Origin of the sequence: Blattabacterium cuenoti (assembly GCF_014252055.1) — a bacterium.
GTDB lineage: Bacteria > Bacteroidota > Bacteroidia > Flavobacteriales > Blattabacteriaceae > Blattabacterium > Blattabacterium cuenoti_D.
The window spans coordinates 368114-388371 of record NZ_CP059208.1 but is presented as its reverse complement, the minus strand read 5'-3'; the positions used below and the strand labels follow the sequence as shown (position 1 = coordinate 388371).

Genomic DNA, 20258 nt, shown 5'->3' with positions numbered 1-20258 from the left:
GAGAGCAAAACGTTATGGTTATTTTAATTTTTATTATTGGATATTTATTTATTGCTCTTGAAAATTATATTTCTTTAAATAAAGTTATTCCATCTCTTTTAATGGCTGCTATATGTTGGTCATTAATTATGATTTTTAACCTTCCTGTTTATGAATTAAATCAAAATTTTATAATAAAAAAAAATTCTAGTCATTTATTATTATTTCATTTAGGAAAAGCTTCAGAAATTATATTTTTTCTTATTGGAGCTATGTCTATTATTTCTATTATTGAAAAATTTTCTGGTTTTGAAGCATTAAAAGAAATATTTTATACAGATACAAAACGTAAATTTTTATGGAAAATAAGTATTTCATCTTTTTTATTGTCTGCTATAATAGATAATCTTACGGCTACTATAGTGTTAATATCTCTTTTAAGAAAAATAATTACTAATTATAAAAAACGATTATATTATTTAGGAATAGTAATTATATCTGCTAATGCAGGAGGAGTTTGGTCCCCAATTGGGGATATCACTACTACTATGTTATGGATTTCAAATAAAGTAACGGCTTTATATCTTTTAAAAAGAGTATTTATTCCTTCTGTTTTATGTATGTTTATTTCTACATTAATAGTATCGTTTATGCCATTTTTTAATGGTATTATTAAAATAGAAAAAAATAAACTATCAATAGAAAATCTAAAAACAGGATTTTTTATGTTAAAAGTTGGTTTGATATTAATGTTATTTGTTCCCATTTTAAAAACTATAATAGGAATACCCCCATATATGGGGATGATGTTTTCTTTAGGAATACAACTTATAATAGCACGATTTATCAATAAAAAATCAACTTCATCTGTTGATGAAATTTTTAAAAAATTAGATATTTCTAGTCTTTTATTTTTTTTAGGAATTTTGTTATCTGTTTCTTCTTTAGAATCTTTAGGTTTATTATATAATTTATCTCATTGGATAAATGAAAAAGTATCAACATGGGAAATAACAGCATTTATATTTGGTATTATTTCTTCCATCATAGATAATGTACCTTTAATCGCAGCAACTATAGCTATGTTTTCTCACCCAATTGACCATAATATATGGCATTTTATGGCTTATGTTTCTGGAACAGGAGGTAGCATTCTTCTTGTTGGATCTGCTTCTGGAGTTGCTGCGATGGGAATGGAAAAAATAGATTTTTTTTGGTATATAAAAAAAATTAGCTGGATTGCCTTAATTGGATATATATTTGGATATATATATCTATTAATTTATCCATTTTTTTTTCTGTAAAAACTCTATCAAATTACCTCCTAAATATGAAAATGGAAAAAAAATAGGTAATATTATAATTTTAAACCATATAGGAAATGTATAAAAAAATATATGAAACAAGGCTATGAAAAATAAAATTAAACCAGTTAATATTGCGTAAGCTTTTTTTGCATTTTTCGCAAAAAAAGCTGTTATGAAGCCTCCTAACAAAGCACTAATAGCATAAAAAAAAATTAGAATTAAAAAGAATTTATTAGGTGCTTCAATAAATATATACTCCAATTTTGATATTGGAATATATTGTATTTCTATAAACCATTTTTTTATTAATCTGATAGATAAAATTATTTCTATAATGCTTACTAATACACCTGTATAGACAGAAAATATGTTACGATACATATAACATTTTTTTTGTAAAAATAAACATCAATTTTAATTTAATATGCATCATACTAATACTATAGATTGGACTCCAATTAAAAAATATAACGATATTTTATTTACATTTTGGAATGGAATATCAAAAATAGAAATAAATAGACCTTCGTGTTATAATGCTTTTCGTGTAGAAACAGTAGAAGAAATGATTTCCGCTATAGAAATATGTAGATATAGAGATGATATTGATATTGTAATAATAACAGGATCTGGAGATAAGTCTTTTTGTTCTGGTGGTGATCAATCCACAAGAGGATTGGGTGGGTATTTAGGAAAAGATGGAATTCCTAGATTAAATATTTTAGATTTTTACAAAAAAATACGAGATATTCCTAAACCTGTGATAGCAATGGTAAATGGTTTTGCAGTAGGAGGAGGAAATGTATTGCATGTAGTATGTGATTTAACTATAGCATCTAATAATGCAGTATTTAGCCAAGTAGGTCCTAAAGTTGGATCTTTTGATGGAGGATTTGGTAGTTCTTATTTAGCTCGTATTATTGGTCAGAAAAAAACACGTGAAATGTGGTTTTTATGTAAAGAATATTCTGCTGAAGAAGCTCTTAATATGGGGTTAATAAATAAAATTGTAAAAAAGGATAAATTAGAAGAAGAAACCATAAAATGGTGTAAAATAATACAAAGTAGAAGTCCCATGGCTATAAGAATGATTAAACGTAGTTTAAATGCAGAATTAGATGGACAATATGGATTAATGCAATTAGCTGGAGATGCTACTTTAATGTTCTATTTAATGGAAGAGTCACAAGAAGGGAATAAAGCTTTTTTAGAAAAAAGAAATCCAAATTTTAAAAAGTTTAAGAAATTTTTATGATATTTAAGCACTGGATAAATGCAATTCGTTTACATACATTGCTTTTGTCTGTTTCTGGAATAACTTCTAGTTTTATTTTATCTTTATCTAGATATAGAATAGAAAATTCTTATACGAAATATATTTTATGTATTACTACTGCTTTATTATTACAAATATTAGCTAACTTTTCAAATGATTATGGAGATGCTATAAAAGGAATTGATAATTTTAGAAAATTTGGTCCAAAAAGAATGGTTATAGATGGTTTTATTAATTATAATTCGATGAAATTAGCTATATTTTTATTTTCTATTTTATCTTTTTTGTCTGGTTTATTATTAATTTATGTTTCAATTCCTATAAATACCTTTGTTTTTATATTATTTTTTTTAGGAATTATTTTATGTATATGTTCTGCTATAACCTATTCTGTAGGTTTTTATTCTTATGGATCATTTGCATTAGGAGATTTTTTTGTATTTGTTTTTTTTGGTATTATATCAGTTTTAGGAAGTTACTTTCTATATACTAATGAAATACATCTAGATGTATTTTTATTATCTTTATCTATAGGATTATTGAATGTTGCTGTTTTAAATGTTAATAATATGAGGGATATAGATAGTGATTATACTTGTGGAAAGTATACTATAGCAAATTTATTGGGAATAAAATATGCTAAAGTATATCATGTATTTATTATAATAACTTCCTTATTTTTAGGTTGGTTTTTTATTTTTTTAAATAAAAAAAGTATTTATCAGTGTTTATTATTATTCTTATTTCTATTTTTTTATTTTTTTCATATAAAAAATATTCTTTTTTTTAAAGAAAATCATTTTTTTAATTCAGAATTGAGAAAATTGGTAAGAATAATTTTTTTATATAGTATATGTATGGGGCTTATTAATTATTTTTAAAATATGAAAATTACTTTTATTACTCATAGTACATGTTTACTAGAAATAAAAGGAGAACACATATTAGTTGATCCTTTTATTTCTAGTAATTCATTTTTTAATAAAAATTATTCGTTTGAAAAATATGTAAAATCTTTAAAAAAATTAGATTATATATTAGTAACACATGCACACTATGATCATGTAAGTGATGTAGAGTTTTTTTCCAAAAAATTTAATAACATTTTATTAATATCTAATTACGAAATATCTAATTATTTTAATAAAAGAGGTGTAAAAACAAATGGAATAAATTATGGATCTTTTATTCCATTTTCATTTGGAAGATTAAAATATACTTGGGCTATTCATTCTAGTGTTTTTAATGATGGAACATATGGAGGAAATCCTGGAGGATTTCTTATACATACAAAAGAGGGAAATATTTATATTTCTGGAGATACATCTGTTACAAATGAGATGAAAATTATCCCAAAATTTGGGAAATTAAATATTTCTATATTACCAATAGGTGGTAAATATACTATGGATATAGAAGAAGCTATAATAGCTTCTAATTTATTAAAATGTGAAAAAATATTAGGAGTTCATTATGATACTTTTTCTGATATAGAAATTGATAAAGATGAAGCAATAAATAAATTTAAAGAAAATGGAAAAAAGCTTTTTTTGTTAAAATTTGGAGAATCTTTAATAATTTGATTATTACTGCTAATGTTTTATCTTTTTTCTAAAAAAAATAAAATAGAAATTTATTTGAAAAAGAAAATTTTTTTCTTTAAAAAAGGAATATCCAATTCTAATAGAATATTTAAATATAATTCAATATGGTTCATTATATTAAAAAAATATGGTAAAATAGGAATAGGAGAATGTAATCCTATATTGGAAAAATCAATTGATTTTAATAAATTTATAAATGAATTAAGAAATGTTTGTAAAAAAATAATTTCTACAAAAAAATTAGAAATAGATTATTATTATAAATACATTTCTTATTCATCTATTTTTTTTGCATTAGAACAAGTTTTTTCAACTTTAAAAGAAAATTTTCCTTTATTATTTTATTCTTCATTTTACAAAGGTGAAAAAGGAATACCTATAAATGGATTAATATGGGCTCCTTTTTTTATTTCTTCAAAAGAAGAAATGGTTAAGAAAATCGTTAGAATGGTAAAATATAAAGTTTGCAAAGGTTTTTCATTTATAAAAATGAAATTTAATTTTCATATTTTTTCTCATCAATATTTAGTTTTAAAAGAAATTAAGAAAATATATCCATTTTTGAAAATACGAATAGATGCAAATGGTTCATTTTTATTTAAAAAAAAAGAAATTTTATTTGATTATATCAACAAACTTTATGAACTAAACATCGTTCATTCAATAGAACAACCAATATTATCACATAATAATAATTGGGATGATATGGCAGAGATATGTTTAAAATCAAAATTGCCAATTGCATTAGATGAAGATTTAACATATGTTCACGGAATTCAAAAAAAAAGAGAATTTTTAGACATTATTATGCCTAAATATATAGTTATAAAACCAAGTGCTAATAGAGGATTTTTTGGATCAGAAGAATGGATATATGAAGCTAATAAAAGAAATATTAAATGGTATATAAGTTCTTCTTTAGAAAGTAATATTGGAATTAATGCTATTACTCAATGGAGTTTTGTTATGAATAATAAATATAAAAGTAATGAAAAACATGGACATGGATTGGACACAGTAAATATATATATTAATAATATCAATTCTCCTATAGAATTAAAAAAAAGCTCTATTTGGTATAACTCTCTTATTAAATGGGATATTGAAGAATTATTATGTAATGAATAAAAAAATTGGAATATGGATTGATTTTTTTTCTAAAAAAATTATGATTGAAAAAGATTCTCCTTTATATTGGAAAAATATGATTTTTTCTTTTTTAAATAATTGGTATAATAATAATCCTTTTTTAACTATTTTTACTTCTGGAACTACAGGAATACCAAAAAAAGTCATTTTGTATAAAAAACATATGTATAATAGAGCGATTAGTACTGTAGAATTTCTAAATTTAAAAAAAATAGGAACTAAAGGATTTTTATGCTTATCTCCAAATTTCATAGCATCCAAAATGTTTTTAGTTCGTGCTATTATTTTTAAGTGGAAAATTTATTGCGTTCCTCCTTCTTCCAATCCTTTAAAAGGAATAAAAGAATTTTTTGATATATCATCTATGATACCAATGCAAGTTAAATTTAGTTTGGAATCTAAATATATAGAAAACATTAAAATTCTTTTAATAGGAGGATCGTATATATCAGAAAATCTAGAAGAAAAATTACAAAATATTTCAACTACATGTTATGCTACCTATGGTATGACTGAAACTTATGGACATATAGCTATAAGAAAAATAAACGGATCAAATAAATCATTTTTATATAAATCATTTAATGATATAAATATTGATGTAGATAATAGGAGCTGTTTAAGAATATTTTTAGAAAAAAAATATGTTGTTCAAACAAATGATATTGTTTATCTCATATCAAAAAATTCTTTTTTTTGGAAAGGAAGATACGATAATATTATTAATAGTGGAGGAATTAAAATAATTCCTGAATTATTAGAAAAACGTATAAATCCTTTTATTCCTTTTTACCGAAGATTTTTTATATCATCTATTTTAGATGAAGTATTTGGTGAAAAAATAATTTTAATTATAGAAGGTTCTCCTATTTCAATAAAAATTCCAGAACAAATTTTTCGTGGAGAAAAAAAATTTTATAAACCAAAAAATATTTTTTTTATACCCACTTTTACAGAAAATTCATTTGGTAAAATAAGAAGAAAAGAAACAACTAAAAAATTAATTGAAATCATAAATAATAAATATACTTAGAAAAATAAATATGTTTATTTCAAAATTCTAATTAAAGTTTAAATTATTAAGAATTTTTTTATGTAAAAAAGTACATTAATTTCATTAAATAACAATTAATATCTTATATTTGTTAATTATATTAATAAATGTGTTTACCCCTTTGAATAATTCGAAGGGTTTTTTATTTTATAAGTAAATGAATATGAATAGGAATTTTATATCAAAAAAATGTATAAATGATCTTTATGAAAAAATGAAGAATTTAAAAGGTTCTGTAAAAGAAAAACTAAAAGTTATATCAAATTCTTTTCCAGGAAAAGTTGTTTTTTCTACTAGTTTTAACATAGAAGATCAACTTATTTCTCATTTTATATTGAAAAACAAAATTTCTATAAAAATATTCACCTTAGATACGGGTAGATTTTTTGAAGAAACTTATAAGGTATGGTCAGATACAAAAAATTTTTATGAAAAACCTATTATTGCTTATTTTCCTAATCAAGAAAATTTAGAAAAATTTGTGTTTCATCATGGTCCTAATTCTTTTTATAAGAATATTAAAAATAGAATAAAGTGCTGTTACTATCGTAAAGTAGAACCTTTAAAAAGAGCTTTAAAAGGAAATTTTATATGGATTACAGGACTTCGTGCAGAACATTCAGTAGATAGAAGTAATCTAAATGATTTAGAATGGGACAATGAACATGGAGTAATAAAGTATCACCCTCTTTATCATTGGAAATTAGGAAATATAGAAAAAATTGTAAAAAATTGTAAAATTCCATATAATTCTTTATATGATAAAGGTTATCCTAGTATAGGATGCGAACCTTGCACTCGTTCTGTAAAATACGGTGAAAATCATCGCAGTGGACGATGGTGGTGGGAGGATAATTCTACAAAAAAAGAATGTGGATTACATAATGATATAATCAAAAAAAAATCACCTGATCTTAATTTATAAATAATTTATTGATGAATAAATAGATAAAATGAATATTAAATGAGAACTTATCAATTAAATTACTTAGAAGAATTAGAATCAGAATCCATTCATATATATAGAGAAGTAGCAGGACAATTTGAAAACCCAGTTCTACTATTTTCAGGAGGAAAAGACTCTATTTTATTAGTTCATTTAGCTTTAAAAGCTTTTAGACCTGGTAAATTACCATTTCCTTTACTTCATATTGATACGGGACATAACTTTCCAGAAACACTAGAATTTAGAGATAAGTTAGTAAAAAAAATTCAAGAAAAAATTATAATACAAAAAGTAGAAGATACTATTAATAAAAAAAATTTATCTGAAGATAAAGGTAGATTTTCTAGTAGAAACAGATTACAATCTTATACTTTAATAGATAGTATTGAAAAATATCAATTTGATGCATGCATAGGAGGAGGACGTAGAGACGAAGAAAAAGCTAGATCTAAAGAGAGGGTTTTTTCAATTAGAAATGAATTTGGTTCTTGGGAACCGAAACTACAGAAACCTGAATTATGGAATATATATAATGGAAAAATTAAAAAAGGAGAAAATATGCGTGTTTTTCCAATTAGTAATTGGACAGAATTAGATGTTTGGAATTACATAAAAAAAGAAAAAATATCATTACCCTCTATTTACTTTTCACATGAAAGAAAGGTTATAAATTTTAAAGGGAAATGGATTGCCATCTCTAATTTCGTAAAACCTAAAAATGAAGAAGTACATGTGAAAAAATTGCGTTATAGAACCATAGGAGATATGACTTGCACTGCTGCTATAGAATCAGAAGCTACTAATGTAGAAGAAATCATTCAAGAACTTTTAAATACAAAAGTTAGTGAAAGAGGTCAAACAAGAATAGATGATTCTTTTTCTGAAACATCTATGGAAGATAGAAAAAGACAAGGATATTTTTAAAATAAAAATTATTAATTATTTAAATGAACACTTTGAGATTCATGACGTCAGGTAGTGTTGATAATGGTAAAAGTACTCTTATTGGACGATTATTATATGACAGTAATTCTATTCTTATGGATCAACTATCCGTTGTTAAGAAAAGAAGTTTAAAAAATAATAATGAAGATGATAAGATTGATTTATCCTTATTTACCGACGGATTAAAAGCTGAAATAGAGCAGGGAATAACCATAGATGTTGCTTATAAATATTTTTCAACATCTAAAAGAAAATTTATTATAGCAGATGTTCCAGGACATACACAATATACTAGAAATATGGTGACAGGAGCAACTCATGTAGATTTATCTATTATATTAATAGATGCTTGTTATGGTGTAGTAGAACAAACACAAAGACATTCACTAATATTAGGAATGTTAAATATTCCAAATATTATACTTGCTATCAATAAAATGGATTTAGTAAATTATGATCAACAAATTTATCAATCTATTATAAGTAAATATCAAATAATTGCAAAAAGAGTTGGATTAAATAATAAAATAGAGACAATACCTATTAGTGCAAAAAATGGGGATAATGTGGTGAATAAATCTAAACATATGAAATGGTATACAGGTCCAAGTCTTCTTTATTTATTAGAAAATATAATTCTTAACAAAGAACCATATTTGGAACCTTCTAGATATCCAGTACAATATGTAATTATTTCTAAAAATGAAAATAAAAAAAATATTAATCGTGGATATGCAGGAAAAATAATTAGTGGAACATATAAAAAGGGAGATAAAGTTATAATTTATCCTTCTAAATCTAGAACTTATATACAAGATATTATGGATAATGGGGTCCATACAATAAAAGAGGCAGTGGCACCTAAAAGTATAGTTATGTATTTAGAAGATGAAATAGATATTTCTAGAGGAGATCTTATAGTAAAGGAAAAAGACATACATCCAATATTTTCTCAAAAACTTGAAGTTATTCTTTGTTGGATGTCTAATAACCCCTTAAATAAGCGAAATAGATATTTATTTCAAATACATAGTCTTGTAGTCCCAGTTCTAATAGAAAAAATTATCTATCGAATAGATGTAAATACCTTAAAAAGGAAGAATGATCCTTTATATGCGGAATTAAACGATTTAGTTAGAGTCAAAATGATAACATCTGTTCCCATTCCATATGACTCTTATAAAATAATAAAAGAAAATGGAGCATCTATATTAATAGATGAGACCAATTATTCTACAGTAGCTGCTTGTATGATACAATAAAAATGTAAAAATGTTTAATTTAAATATTTTAGAAATTATATTTGAAAATAATAAAAAAAAAATTTTTATTCCTAATAAAAAAAAATTAGAATATTTTGTAGATAATTTATTCAAATTTCTTTTTATTCCTGATCAATATACCTTGAAAAATAGAGTGATTTTAAAAGAAAATTATGAACATTTACAAAATATTTTGTGTGAAATCCTTATAGAATTAAATATAAATATTGAAAAAAATAATTATAATGGTATATGTAAAACATTTTTTAATAATTTAACTGATATATATAGAACATTGATAATGGATGCTAATTCAATACTAGAATTTGATCCTGCAACAACAGTGATAGAAGAAATTTTCCTTTCTTATCCTGGATTCTTTGCCACATCTATATATCGTATAGCACATCAGTTATGGTTACAAAAAATTCCAGTTATTCCAAGATTGATGACAGAATATGCTCACAGTAAAACTGGTGTAGACATTCATGCTTCTGCAGAAATAGGAAATAATTTTATTATTGATCATGGAACAGGTATCGTTATAGGCTCTAGCACAAAAATAGGAAATGAGGTCAAAATATATCAAGGAGTAACTTTGGGAGCTATTCATGTAGATAAAAAATTAATGAATAAAAAACGTCATCCTACCATAGAAGATAGAGTGACAATTTATGCTGGAGCTACTATTTTAGGAGGAGAAACAGTAGTCGGACATGATAGTATAATAGGAGGAAATGTATGGATAACAAAAAGTATTCCTCCTTTTTCTATAGTGTATCAAAAAAATGAAATAAGAATGCGAAATAATAATCCTTTTCCTGATCCTATTAATTTTATGATATAATAAAAAAAATATGAAAGTAGATAATATTTTAAAAACTATTGGGAATACCCCTCATGTTAGAATAAAAAATTTTTTTCCAAAACATAAAGTATGGATGAAATTAGAAAAAAATAACCCTGGTGGGAGTATTAAAGATAGAATAGCTTTATCTATGATAGAAGATGCAGAAAAAAAAAGAATTATTAAAAGTGGGTCTGTTATTATAGAACCAACTTCTGGAAATACAGGAATAGGATTAGCTATGGTTACTGCAGTAAAAGGATATCGTCTAATTTTAGTTATGCCAGAATCTATGAGTATAGAAAGAAGAAAATTATTTTCTATTTTCGGAGCTGAATTCATTCTTACTCCAAGAGAAGAAGGGATGAAAGGTGCTATTAAAAAAGCAGAAAAATTATCTAGTAGTATTCCTAATTCTTGGATTCCTAGACAATTTGATAATAAATCAAATCCAAACATACATAAAAAAAATACAGCAAAGGAAATAATAGATTCTTTTCCTGAAGGAATAGATTATTTTATTTCTGGTGTAGGAACTGGAGGTCATATAACTGGAATAGGAGAAATTCTAAAAAAAAAATTTCCACATATTAATATTTATTCCGTAGAACCTATAGAATCTGCTGTTATATTTGGAGGAGAACCAAATTCTCATTCTATTCAAGGATTAGGTGCAGGTTTTATTCCCTCTGTTCTAAATGTTGAAATATTAAATGGAACTTTATTAGTTTCTAAAGAAGAAACTTTCTCTTGTGTAAGAGAAATTGCAAAAAAAGAAGGAATCCTTGTAGGAATTTCTACTGGGGCCTCTTTATCTGCTATAAAGAAAAAATTACCAGATATTCCAGAAAAATCTATTATTTTAACATTGAATTATGATACTGGAGAAAGATATCTTTCAGTTGAAAATCTTTTTTTATAATAAGATGAGAAAAAAAGTGATTTTTATATCAGCAGGACCAGGAGATCCGGAATTAATTACAATTAAAGCCGTGAATCACTTAAAAAAGTCAGAAGTTATATTAGTTGATCGTCTTGTTAGTCCAGAAATAATAAAAAAATATTCTCATTCAGGAAATAAAGTAATTTTTGTTGGAAAACATAGATCTAAACAATCTTTTAATCAATGTGAAATTAATAAATTATTAGTTAAATATGCTTTAAAAGGTAAATATGTAATTAGATTAAAAGGTGGAGATTGTTCTATTTTTTCTAATATTATGGATGAATTAATGGAATTAAAAAAACATAATATTTCTTATGAAATAATTCCAGGTATAACTTCTGCTATAGGTGCATCTTCTTATTCAGGGATTCCTCTTACTGCAAGAGGATATGCTTCTTCTGTACGATTCATTACTCTTCATAATCTAAATTCTATTAATTCTAATCAATGGATAGATTTTATAAAAACTGAAGATACTTTAGTTTTTTATATGTGTGTAAAACAATTATATAAAATATTTGATAAATTAATTGAAAGAAAAAAATATTTCATAAATATCGATCAAAAATTGATAGCAATCATAGAACAAGCTACAACTCCTATGCAGAAAGTATATATAATTAATCTTTCAAATTATCGTAAAATTTCAGTGAAATTTTTATCTCCATCTATTGTAATTATGGGAAAGATAGTATCACTACATTATTACTTTAAATGGTTTAATGAAAATAAAAATAGAAATAATTATTTTGAACATAAAAATTAATTCATTAATAAAATAGAATAAAATGTTACCTGAATCAAAAAATAAGATATTTCTTAAATTAGTAAAAGAATCCTCCGTAAAGGAAATCATGTGGATGTGTGGATATATGTATGGATTTTTATCTTTACAAAAAGAAGATGAAAATACTGCAAATACCAACCATCTTGATGATCAAAAAGCAGATAATAAAAAAGAAAATAAAATTTCATTAGTTTATGGAACAGAAACTGGAAATGCTAAAAATTTATCTTTTGATATTTATCAAAAAGCTAAAAAAGAAAAATTTAAATTCAAAATAATTAGTTTAGATCAATATCGTTTATCAGATTTAGAGGATGAAAACTATTTATTAATAATAATTAGTACGCATGGAGATGGAGAACCTCCATCATCTGCCAAATCTTTTTTTGATTTTATTCATCAAAAGAAAAATATCAATTTAAAAAAATTAAAATATGCTGTTTTAGCTTTAGGAGATAAATCCTATCCCTTATTTTGTAAAGCTGGAGAGGATATTGATAAACGTTTACACGCTCTTGGCGCAACTAGAATCATTCCATTGTGTAAATGTGATACAAACTATGAGATAGAATCAGAAAAATGGTTTATTAACATTTTAAATTTTTTCAAAAAAAAAAGAACTAAAAAAGATTATTTAAATAAAAATAATAAAAATAGAATAAAATATGGAAAAATTTTGGATAAAATATTATTATCCGACAAAGATAGAGGTTCTAATAAAGAAGTTTATCATATAGAAATATCGGTTGATGACGATGTAGAATATTTTCCAGGAGACTCTATAGGAATATATCCAAAAAATTATACACCTGAAATATTAAAAATTTTAGAATTTTTTAAATTAAAAAAAGATAAAAATAATGATCTATTAAAAATTATAGAAAATAATCTAAGTATTTATAATTTATCTGAAAGTTTTTTAGAAAAATATTTTTATTTATATAAAAATCAAAAAGGTTCTTTAAAAAAAGAAATATCCATTAAAGGATATAAAAATTGCAAACTTATCGAAATTTTAAAAAAATTTCCTATAGAAAAAAATACGTTGGAAAAATTAACAAATATTATGGACCCTATAAAACCTAGATTCTATTCTATTTGTTCTTCTCCTAAAGTGCACAAAAATGAAATACATATAACTGTATCTCGACATTCTTTTGAATTAAATGGAAAAGTTATATATGGTCATTGTTCTGATTTTTTATCTAAATTAAAAAAAGGAGATGATTTAGATTTTTTTATTCATAAAAATCATTTATTTAAATTACCGCCTGAAGATAAAGATATAATTCTTATTGGTCCTGGAACTGGGATTGCTCCGTTTCGTTCTTTCTTGTATGAAAGAGAGTTTATAGAAGCTACTGGTAAAAATTGGTTATTTTTTGGAGATCAGCATTTTAATACAGATTTTTTATATCAAAAAGAAATTCAAAATTGGAAAGAAAAATTAGTACTTCATAATATTAGTCTTTCTTTTTCAAGAGATCAAAAGAGAAAGGTATATGTACAAGATAAAATATGGGAAAACCGTTCAGAATTTTTTTCATGGATAAATAATGGGGCGTACATATATGTTTGTGGGAAAAAAAAACCTATGAGTATAGATGTTGAAAATATGATTCATAAAATTATAGAAAAAGTAGGAAAATTAAATTCCACTTTATTCATGAATGAAATGAAAAAAAATGGAAGGTATTTAAAAGATGTGTACTAAAAAAACTATAATATGTTGACAAGAGAAGAGAAAATCAAAGAAAAAAGTAAAGGACTTAGAGGAACTATTACGGAAAGTTTAAAAAACAAATTATATGGAAAACTTCATGATGAAGATCAAATAATTATTAAATTTCATGGATTGTACCAACAAGATGATAGAGATATTAGAGAAATAAGATCCATAAAAAAATTAGATAGATTATATTCTTTCATGATACGTCTTCGCATTCCAGGTGGTATGATTAATAATAAACAATGGGAAGCTATTCATAATATATCAGAAAAAAACTCAACTGGAATAATTAAAATAACTACTAGACAAACTGTTCAATTACATGGAATAATAAAATCTAATATTAAACCTACTATTAAATTTTTCAATTTAAATAAATTAGATTCTATTGCTACGTGTGGAGATGTAAACAGAAATGTTATATGCAGTACATATCTAGAAAAAGATCTTCGAGAAAAAGTTTTAAAATATGCTACTAAAATTAGTAATATGTTATTACCTAAAACGAGGTCATATTACGAAATATGGTTAGATGAAAATAAAATTTTTGAAAAAAAAGAGGAAACAGATCCTTTATATAAGGATAATTATTTACCAAGAAAATTTAAAATAGCTTTATCTATTCCTCCTAACAATGATGTTGATGTATTTGCAAATGATTTAGGATTAGTAGGTATTTTAGAAGATAATAGAAAAAAAATAAGTGGATTTAATATTATAGTTGGAGGAGGATTATCAAAAACTTATGGAAATGCAAAAACCTATTCTAGATTAGGAACAGTAATTGGATATTCTAGTTCAGAAAAACGTATTCTAAAAATAATATATGAAGTTCTAACGATTCAACGTGATTATGGAAATAGAAAAAATCGTAAACTATCTCGTTTAAAATATACTATAGATAATTATGGAATTTCTTGGTTTAAGAAAAAATTAGAAGATAGAATAGGGTTTTCTTTGGAAAAGGAAAAGTCTTTTTTGTTTACAGAAAGAGGTGATTATTTTGGATGGAAGAAAGATAATGATAACTCATGGAAATATAATTTTTTTATAGAAAATGGATTGATTTTTGATACAGAAAAAATTAGACTAAAATCTGCATTATTAGAAATAGCAAAAAATTCTGTATGTAATTTTTTATTCACTTGTAATCAAAATTTAATTCTAATTGATATTAGTGACAAAAATAAAGAAATAATAGAATCTATTTTATTGAATTATGGAATTTATGATTACATGAATAATGTTTCTCTTATAAGAAAAAATTCTATGGCTTGTGTAGCATTGAATACTTGTCCTCTAGCTTTAGCAGAAGGACAACGTTATCTTCCAAAATTAATAGATAAAATAGAAATTATTTTAAACAAATATCAATTAGAAAGAGAAGATATAATTATTCGTATGACTGGTTGCCATAATGGCTGTTCTCGTCCTTATTTATCTGAAATAGGGTTAGTTGGATTATCTTATGGAAGATACAACCTTTATTTAGGTTCTAATAAAGAAGGAACTCGTTTAAATCAACTTTATAAAGAAAACATGGATGAATCTTCTATATTAAATGAATTAAATAATCTTTTCAATTTTTTTAAAAAAGAAAGATTTCCAAAAGAAAGATTTGGAGATTTTTCTTTAAGAAAAAAATTTATTAATGTATAATGAATAATAAAGAAAGAAATAAATTATTTCCTATTTTTTTACATTTAGAAAAGTTATCTCTTTTGATTATTGGTGGAGGAAAAACAGCATTAGAAAAACTTAATACTGTATTAATAAATAATCCTGATACAAAAATAAATTTGATTGCATCTCATATAGATAAAAAAGTATATCAATTAGCTAAACTATTTAATGCTATAAAATTAACTAAAAAGTTTTATGGATCTTCCGATTTGGAAAATATGGATGTAGTTATTGTAGCAGTAAATGATCGTGTTTTAAGTAAAAAAATAAAAGAAGATGCAAAAAAACTACGTAAGTTAATTAATGTAGTTGATACACCTGAACTTTGCGATTTTTATATGGGTTCTATTGTTCAAATAGGGAATATAAAAATTGCCATTTCTACTAATGGAAAATCTCCTACCATAGCTAAGAAATTAAAAGATTTTTTTTTATACGTATTGCCAAATGAATTAGATGATGTATTAATAAATATGTATAAAATACGGAAAAGATTAAGAGGGAACTTTGAATACAAAGTAAAAACACTTAAGTCGATAACTGAAAACTGGTTAATAGAAAATGAATCCTTCAATAAAAAATTGGAGAAAAAAAATTCAACAAAATATCTATTAATTATAATAATATCCATTATTATGATTAGTTATTTTTTACATGTATTTACAAATAGTATATACTTTCAATATGTTTTAAATTTTTTTAATCAGAATTTTTTATATTTAATATTCACTGGTTTTTTTGCTCAACTTATTGATGGGGCGATAGGAATGGGATATGGATTAACTTGTACTACTATATTAATATCTTTTGGTCTACCATTATCTTCTATTAGTGCTAGTATACATACTGCAGAAATATTCTCTAGTGGAATATCTGGATTTAGTCATTATAAAATGGGAAATGTTAATAAAAAATTATTTAAAATTCTTTTAATTCCAGGTGTTTTAGGAGCTATTATCGGAGCTTTTTTATTATCTAAATTTGGCGATACCTATGCTTCTTATATAAAACCAATGTTCGCTATTTATACTTTTTTTTTAGGAGTAAAAATTCTATTAAGAACATGGAAAAAAAATAATAAAAAAATCAAAAAAATAGGATGTTTAGCTGGTTTTGGAGGTTTTTTAGATTCTTTTGTAGGTGGAGGGTGGGGACCCTTTGTAACTAGTACTTTAATTTCAAAGGGAAGAACTCCTAAATATGTTATAGGATCAGTAAGTTTATCTGAATTTTTTGTAACACTTTCAAGTACTTTAACTTTTTTTTCTTTATTAGGAATAAGTTATTGGAAGATTATTTTTGGATTAGTATTTGGAGGAATTTTTGCTGCTCCTATAGCAGCTAGAATTTCAGGTAAACTTCCTATAAAAACAATATCATTCTTTATAGGGATTTTAGTTATAATTTGGAGTATTAGAATTTTATATAATTATTTTAATATTTATTAAATTTATTATTTAAAAAAATAATTTTCTCTACTATTTTTTTCTCCATTTTATATTTTGATTCTTTAGTCCATCCGGCAATATGAGGAGTTAATATAACTTTTCTAGAATTAATAAGATAAAAAAAATTCTTCAAAAATTTCTTTTGAAAAAATTTTTTTTCAAAAGAAAAACATTCATGTTCTAAAACATCTAAACATGCTCCATATATTTTTCCATTTTTTAATGCTTTTACAAGATCATTAGTAAAAACGCATTTACCACGAGATGTATTTATAAAATAAATAGGTTTATTAAAATTTTTTATAAAATTATAATTTATCATATATTTAGTTTCATAAGTATATGGAACATGTAAACTAACTATATCTGATTTTTTAAATATCATATTCATATCTACTTGTTTTGCATAAATGTCTCCTAAATTTTGGGTAATATCATAACATAATATTTCTTTAGTATCAAAGCTTGATATTTTTTTTGCAAAAGCTCTTCCTGTATTTCCATATCCGATGATTCCTATTGTTTTTCCCATAATCTCCATCCCTCTATTTTCTTCTCTATTCCATTTACCTTTTAATATTTCTTGATTAGAATGAATAATATTATTTATCATGCATAAAAGCATTCCTATGGCATGTTCTGCTACAGAATCTTTGTTTCCCTCTGGAGATGAAATTATAGTTATTCCTTTCTTATCAGCATATTCTATATCTATATTTTCTACTCCAGAACCAATACGAGCTATAAATTTTATATTAATAGCTTTATTAATAAAATATTTATCTATCTTTATCCTACTTCTTAATATAACGCCATCATATATAGATAAATTTATTTCTTCCATAGAAGAATAATAATTTTCGTCACAAATAAAACCTTTTTTTATTAATTTATATATAATAAAATTATGTCCTTTATCTAAAAATAATATTCTTTTAATCATATCTGTAACTATACATTTTTATTGTATAGTAATTACTTTTCTTTGTCGAAATTATCCTCAATATTTATAATCTCCTCGACGGAGGTATTTTCTATTGTAGAAGAATCTCTTTCTTCTTTTTTTTCCTCTTCAATTATAATATAATTATTTTCTTTATTCTTGTAATTTATTTTTTTTTCACATTCATAATTTTTATAGTTTTTAGGTTTTTGAAATACTAATTTATTATTATGATATATTACTTTTTTATATATACTTTTCATATAATAAGCCCATATTGGAAGTGCCATATTTGCTCCTTGTCCTAATTTAATATTATTAAAATGAGAAAATCTATCTTCCCATCCGACCCATACTCCAGTAGTTAAATTAGGATCCATTCCTATAAACCATCCATCTGAATTTTCATTAGTAGTACCTGTCTTCCCTGCTATATCTCCTATTAAATTATACTTCTGTAATCTCTTAGCTGTTCCATACTTAACCGATCCTTGCATTATTTTTAACATAATATACGCTACTTCTTCACTAAAGACTTGTCTTTTTATAAAATCTAACTTAGATTTTATAACATTTCCATTTTCATCTTCTATTTTTACTAAAACACTTGGTTTAATATAAACTCCATAATTCGTAAATGTATTCAAAGCACCTGTCATTTCGTATAATGTTATATCTGCTGATCCTAATGCTATAGATGGGTGCTCAGGAATGATAGATTTTATTCCCATTTTTTTTGCTAAACTAATTACTGGACCAGGAGTGATTTTTGATATAAGACGAGCAGATACAGTATTAATTGATAGTGCTAAACCATCTTTTAATGTAACAAATCCACCATATTTTCCATTAGAATTTTTAGGACTCCATTTCCCTAAATGAAATTTATCATTTGATATCATAGTACAAGGATTATAATGCAATTCATTAATTGCCGATGCATATAAAATAGGTTTAAAAACAGAACCAACTTGACGTTGTGTTTGTGCAACATGATCATATTGAAAATAATCAAAATCTATTCCTCCTACCCATGCTTTTATGTATCCAGTAGATGATTCTAAAGATAAAAGACCTGCTTGAACAATACTTTTCTGATATCGAATAAAATTCCATGGAGATATCAATACTTTTTTTTCTCCATTCCAAGTAAACAATTTGATTAATTGTGGTTTTTTAAATTCTTCTATAATATTTTCTTCTGTTAATCCTTTTTGTTTTAAATCTTGATAAAACTGTGTTCTGTGCATAGCAGAGATAAGAATTCTTTCAGTTTTTTCTTTAGAAATATTTAAGAAAGGGGCATTTTTATTCTTTCTTTGAGAAAGATCAAATAAAACTTGCAATTTACTGAGATGTTTTTTTACAGCTTTTTCTGCATAATCTTGCATTTTTGAATCGATAGACGTATATATTTTTAATCCACTGGAATAAAGATTTAATTTTTTTCCTGTTTTTATTTCATACTCATCTAATGATTCTTGAATTTCTTTTTTTAAAAATTCACTGTAATAAGTAAGTAATTCAAAATCTTTTTTTTGTATTTTAAAATTTATTTTTATAGGTTTTTCCAATTCTTTTTTATACTGATCTAGATCTAGAAAATCATATTTTTTCATTTTATAAAGAACTAAATTTCTTTGTTTTTTTGCCCTTCTAGGATAATTTTTAGGATTATATAAAGAAGGATTTTCTAACATACCAACCAATATTGCACATTCTCCAAGATTAAGATCAGATGATTTTTTATTAAAATAAGTATGAGCAGCTGTTTCAATTCCTTTTGCGTTATATAAAAAATCAAATTTATTATAGTACATAGCAATAATTTCTTCTTTTGTATAACGTTTTTCTAATTCAATGGCCAAAACCCACTCTAAAAGTTTTTGATGAATTCTTTCAAATTTATTTTTTGCTGATGGTCCTGTAAAGAGAAGCTTTGCCAATTGTTGAGATATTGTACTTCCTCCTCCTCTTTTTCCTAATGAAAGAATTGCTCTTAAAAAAGATTTTATGTCAATTCCAGAATGATTTTTGAAACGTATATCTTCCTTTGCTATCAAAGCATTTACTGAATTTTTAGGAAGTTGGTTATAAGTAATTAAAGTTCTATTTTCTGAGAAAAATCTTCCTAATAAAATACCATTCGCGTCATATACTCTCGATCCTACTTCCATTGTAGGATTTTCAATATCTTTAATATTGGGAAGAGCCCCTAAATAACCTCTAAAAGCTGCATAAAAAACTAAAAAAACAGCAATAATTCCTAAAAAAAAAGGAAACCAAAAATAAAATATAAGTATACGAAAGTAATTTATTTTTTTATTTTTTTTGTGCACGTATAATTAATTGT

The 20258-nt window shown here is 24.3% G+C and carries 18 protein-coding genes; 15 read left to right on the top strand and 3 right to left on the bottom strand.

Features of this window, described 5'->3' with window-relative positions:
- The first annotated feature begins 14 nt into the window (after window positions 1–14).
- A complete protein-coding gene (locus H0H48_RS01860; RefSeq protein WP_185870860.1) occupies window positions 15–1283 on the top strand; it encodes an SLC13 family permease in 1269 nt (422 codons plus the stop codon).
- Here the strand turns inward: H0H48_RS01860 and H0H48_RS01855 are convergent.
- Entirely contained in the window at window positions 1257–1667 is a 411-nt protein-coding gene (locus H0H48_RS01855) for a hypothetical protein (RefSeq protein WP_185870859.1), read from the bottom strand. The genes H0H48_RS01860 and H0H48_RS01855 overlap by 27 nt on opposite strands.
- A gap of 43 nt (window positions 1668–1710) precedes the next feature.
- Here H0H48_RS01855 and menB point away from each other — a divergent pair, with 43 nt between their 5' ends.
- From menB to H0H48_RS03095, 14 genes are all read left to right on the top strand, one after another.
- The gene (gene menB, locus H0H48_RS01850; RefSeq protein WP_185870858.1) at window positions 1711–2541 is read left to right on the top strand and encodes a 1,4-dihydroxy-2-naphthoyl-CoA synthase; all 831 of its coding nucleotides are present in this window, start codon (window positions 1711–1713) and stop codon (window positions 2539–2541) included.
- Window positions 2538–3443: a 1,4-dihydroxy-2-naphthoate octaprenyltransferase gene (gene menA / locus H0H48_RS01845; RefSeq protein WP_185870857.1), complete on the top strand. Its 906-nt coding sequence runs from the start codon at window positions 2538–2540 to the stop codon at window positions 3441–3443. The genes menB and menA overlap by 4 nt, the downstream gene beginning before the upstream one ends.
- A 3-nt stretch (window positions 3444–3446) precedes the next feature.
- On the top strand, window positions 3447–4145 hold the full coding sequence (locus H0H48_RS01840) for a metal-dependent hydrolase (RefSeq protein WP_185870856.1): 699 nt from the start codon (window positions 3447–3449) through the stop codon (window positions 4143–4145).
- Window positions 4146–4199: 54 nt separating this feature from the next.
- Window positions 4200–5294 carry an enolase C-terminal domain-like protein gene (locus H0H48_RS01835; RefSeq protein ID WP_238785294.1) on the top strand — a complete coding sequence of 365 codons (1095 nt, stop codon included), beginning with the start codon at window positions 4200–4202 and terminating at the stop codon, window positions 5292–5294.
- Window positions 5287–6348 (top strand): AMP-binding protein, encoded by a 1062-nt coding sequence (locus tag H0H48_RS01830; RefSeq protein ID WP_185870854.1) that lies wholly within the window; start codon window positions 5287–5289, stop codon window positions 6346–6348. The genes H0H48_RS01835 and H0H48_RS01830 overlap by 8 nt, the downstream gene beginning before the upstream one ends.
- Window positions 6349–6526: 178 nt before the next feature.
- Window positions 6527–7294, top strand: coding sequence for a phosphoadenylyl-sulfate reductase (locus tag H0H48_RS01825; protein ID WP_185870853.1), 768 nt, complete (start codon window positions 6527–6529; stop codon window positions 7292–7294).
- Window positions 7295–7333: 39 nt separating this feature from the next.
- Entirely contained in the window at window positions 7334–8239 is a 906-nt protein-coding gene (gene cysD, locus H0H48_RS01820) for a sulfate adenylyltransferase subunit CysD (RefSeq protein ID WP_185870852.1), read from the top strand.
- A 23-nt stretch (window positions 8240–8262) separates the two neighbouring features.
- The gene (locus H0H48_RS01815; RefSeq protein WP_185870851.1) at window positions 8263–9522 is read left to right on the top strand and encodes a sulfate adenylyltransferase subunit 1; all 1260 of its coding nucleotides are present in this window, start codon (window positions 8263–8265) and stop codon (window positions 9520–9522) included.
- 10 nt (window positions 9523–9532) lie between these two features.
- Complete coding sequence (locus H0H48_RS01810) at window positions 9533–10369, top strand: serine O-acetyltransferase (protein WP_185870850.1); 837 nt, start codon at window positions 9533–9535, stop codon at window positions 10367–10369.
- A 10-nt stretch (window positions 10370–10379) separates the two neighbouring features.
- Window positions 10380–11291, top strand: a complete 912-nt coding sequence (cysK, locus tag H0H48_RS01805) for a cysteine synthase A (RefSeq protein ID WP_185870849.1) — start codon at window positions 10380–10382, stop codon at window positions 11289–11291.
- A gap of 4 nt (window positions 11292–11295) precedes the next feature.
- Window positions 11296–12081 carry a uroporphyrinogen-III C-methyltransferase gene (gene cobA / locus H0H48_RS01800; RefSeq protein WP_185870848.1) on the top strand — a complete coding sequence of 262 codons (786 nt, stop codon included), beginning with the start codon at window positions 11296–11298 and terminating at the stop codon, window positions 12079–12081.
- A 22-nt stretch (window positions 12082–12103) separates the two neighbouring features.
- Window positions 12104–13816 (top strand): diflavin oxidoreductase, encoded by a 1713-nt coding sequence (locus tag H0H48_RS01795; RefSeq protein WP_185870847.1) that lies wholly within the window; start codon window positions 12104–12106, stop codon window positions 13814–13816.
- A 12-nt stretch (window positions 13817–13828) separates the two neighbouring features.
- The gene (locus tag H0H48_RS01790) at window positions 13829–15490 is read left to right on the top strand and encodes an NADPH-dependent assimilatory sulfite reductase hemoprotein subunit (RefSeq protein ID WP_185870846.1); all 1662 of its coding nucleotides are present in this window, start codon (window positions 13829–13831) and stop codon (window positions 15488–15490) included.
- Window positions 15490–16962 carry a TSUP family transporter gene (locus tag H0H48_RS03095; RefSeq protein ID WP_185870845.1) on the top strand — a complete coding sequence of 491 codons (1473 nt, stop codon included), beginning with the start codon at window positions 15490–15492 and terminating at the stop codon, window positions 16960–16962. Before H0H48_RS01790 ends, H0H48_RS03095 begins: the two co-directional genes overlap by 1 nt.
- Here the strand turns inward: H0H48_RS03095 and H0H48_RS01780 are convergent.
- Complete coding sequence (locus H0H48_RS01780) at window positions 16949–17905, bottom strand: NAD(P)-dependent oxidoreductase (RefSeq protein WP_185870844.1); 957 nt, start codon at window positions 17903–17905, stop codon at window positions 16949–16951. The genes H0H48_RS03095 and H0H48_RS01780 overlap by 14 nt on opposite strands.
- 32 nt (window positions 17906–17937) lie before the next feature.
- A complete protein-coding gene (locus H0H48_RS01775; RefSeq protein WP_185870843.1) occupies window positions 17938–20244 on the bottom strand; it encodes a penicillin-binding protein 1A in 2307 nt (768 codons plus the stop codon).
- Window positions 20245–20258 lie beyond the last annotated feature (14 nt).

What these genes read in the sequence shown, in the direction of transcription:
- H0H48_RS03095 (WP_185870845.1), top strand. Translation starts at nt 15,490, where the DNA reads ATGAATAATAAAGAAAGAAATAAATTATTTCCTATTTTTTTACATTTA.
- H0H48_RS01815 (WP_185870851.1), top strand. Translation starts at nt 8,263, where the DNA reads ATGAACACTTTGAGATTCATGACGTCAGGTAGTGTTGATAATGGTAAA.
- cysD (WP_185870852.1), top strand. Translation starts at nt 7,334, where the DNA reads ATGAGAACTTATCAATTAAATTACTTAGAAGAATTAGAATCAGAATCC.
- H0H48_RS01790 (WP_185870846.1), top strand. Translation starts at nt 13,829, where the DNA reads ATGTTGACAAGAGAAGAGAAAATCAAAGAAAAAAGTAAAGGACTTAGA.
- H0H48_RS01855 (WP_185870859.1), bottom strand. Translation starts at nt 1,667, where the DNA reads ATGTATCGTAACATATTTTCTGTCTATACAGGTGTATTAGTAAGCATT.
- cobA (WP_185870848.1), top strand. Translation starts at nt 11,296, where the DNA reads ATGAGAAAAAAAGTGATTTTTATATCAGCAGGACCAGGAGATCCGGAA.
- H0H48_RS01810 (WP_185870850.1), top strand. Translation starts at nt 9,533, where the DNA reads ATGTTTAATTTAAATATTTTAGAAATTATATTTGAAAATAATAAAAAA.
- menB (WP_185870858.1), top strand. Translation starts at nt 1,711, where the DNA reads ATGCATCATACTAATACTATAGATTGGACTCCAATTAAAAAATATAAC.
- H0H48_RS01780 (WP_185870844.1), bottom strand. Translation starts at nt 17,905, where the DNA reads ATGATTAAAAGAATATTATTTTTAGATAAAGGACATAATTTTATTATA.
- H0H48_RS01860 (WP_185870860.1), top strand. Translation starts at nt 15, where the DNA reads ATGGTTATTTTAATTTTTATTATTGGATATTTATTTATTGCTCTTGAA.
- H0H48_RS01840 (WP_185870856.1), top strand. Translation starts at nt 3,447, where the DNA reads ATGAAAATTACTTTTATTACTCATAGTACATGTTTACTAGAAATAAAA.
- H0H48_RS01795 (WP_185870847.1), top strand. Translation starts at nt 12,104, where the DNA reads ATGTTACCTGAATCAAAAAATAAGATATTTCTTAAATTAGTAAAAGAA.
- cysK (WP_185870849.1), top strand. Translation starts at nt 10,380, where the DNA reads ATGAAAGTAGATAATATTTTAAAAACTATTGGGAATACCCCTCATGTT.
- H0H48_RS01830 (WP_185870854.1), top strand. Translation starts at nt 5,287, where the DNA reads ATGAATAAAAAAATTGGAATATGGATTGATTTTTTTTCTAAAAAAATT.
- menA (WP_185870857.1), top strand. Translation starts at nt 2,538, where the DNA reads ATGATATTTAAGCACTGGATAAATGCAATTCGTTTACATACATTGCTT.
- H0H48_RS01825 (WP_185870853.1), top strand. Translation starts at nt 6,527, where the DNA reads ATGAATATGAATAGGAATTTTATATCAAAAAAATGTATAAATGATCTT.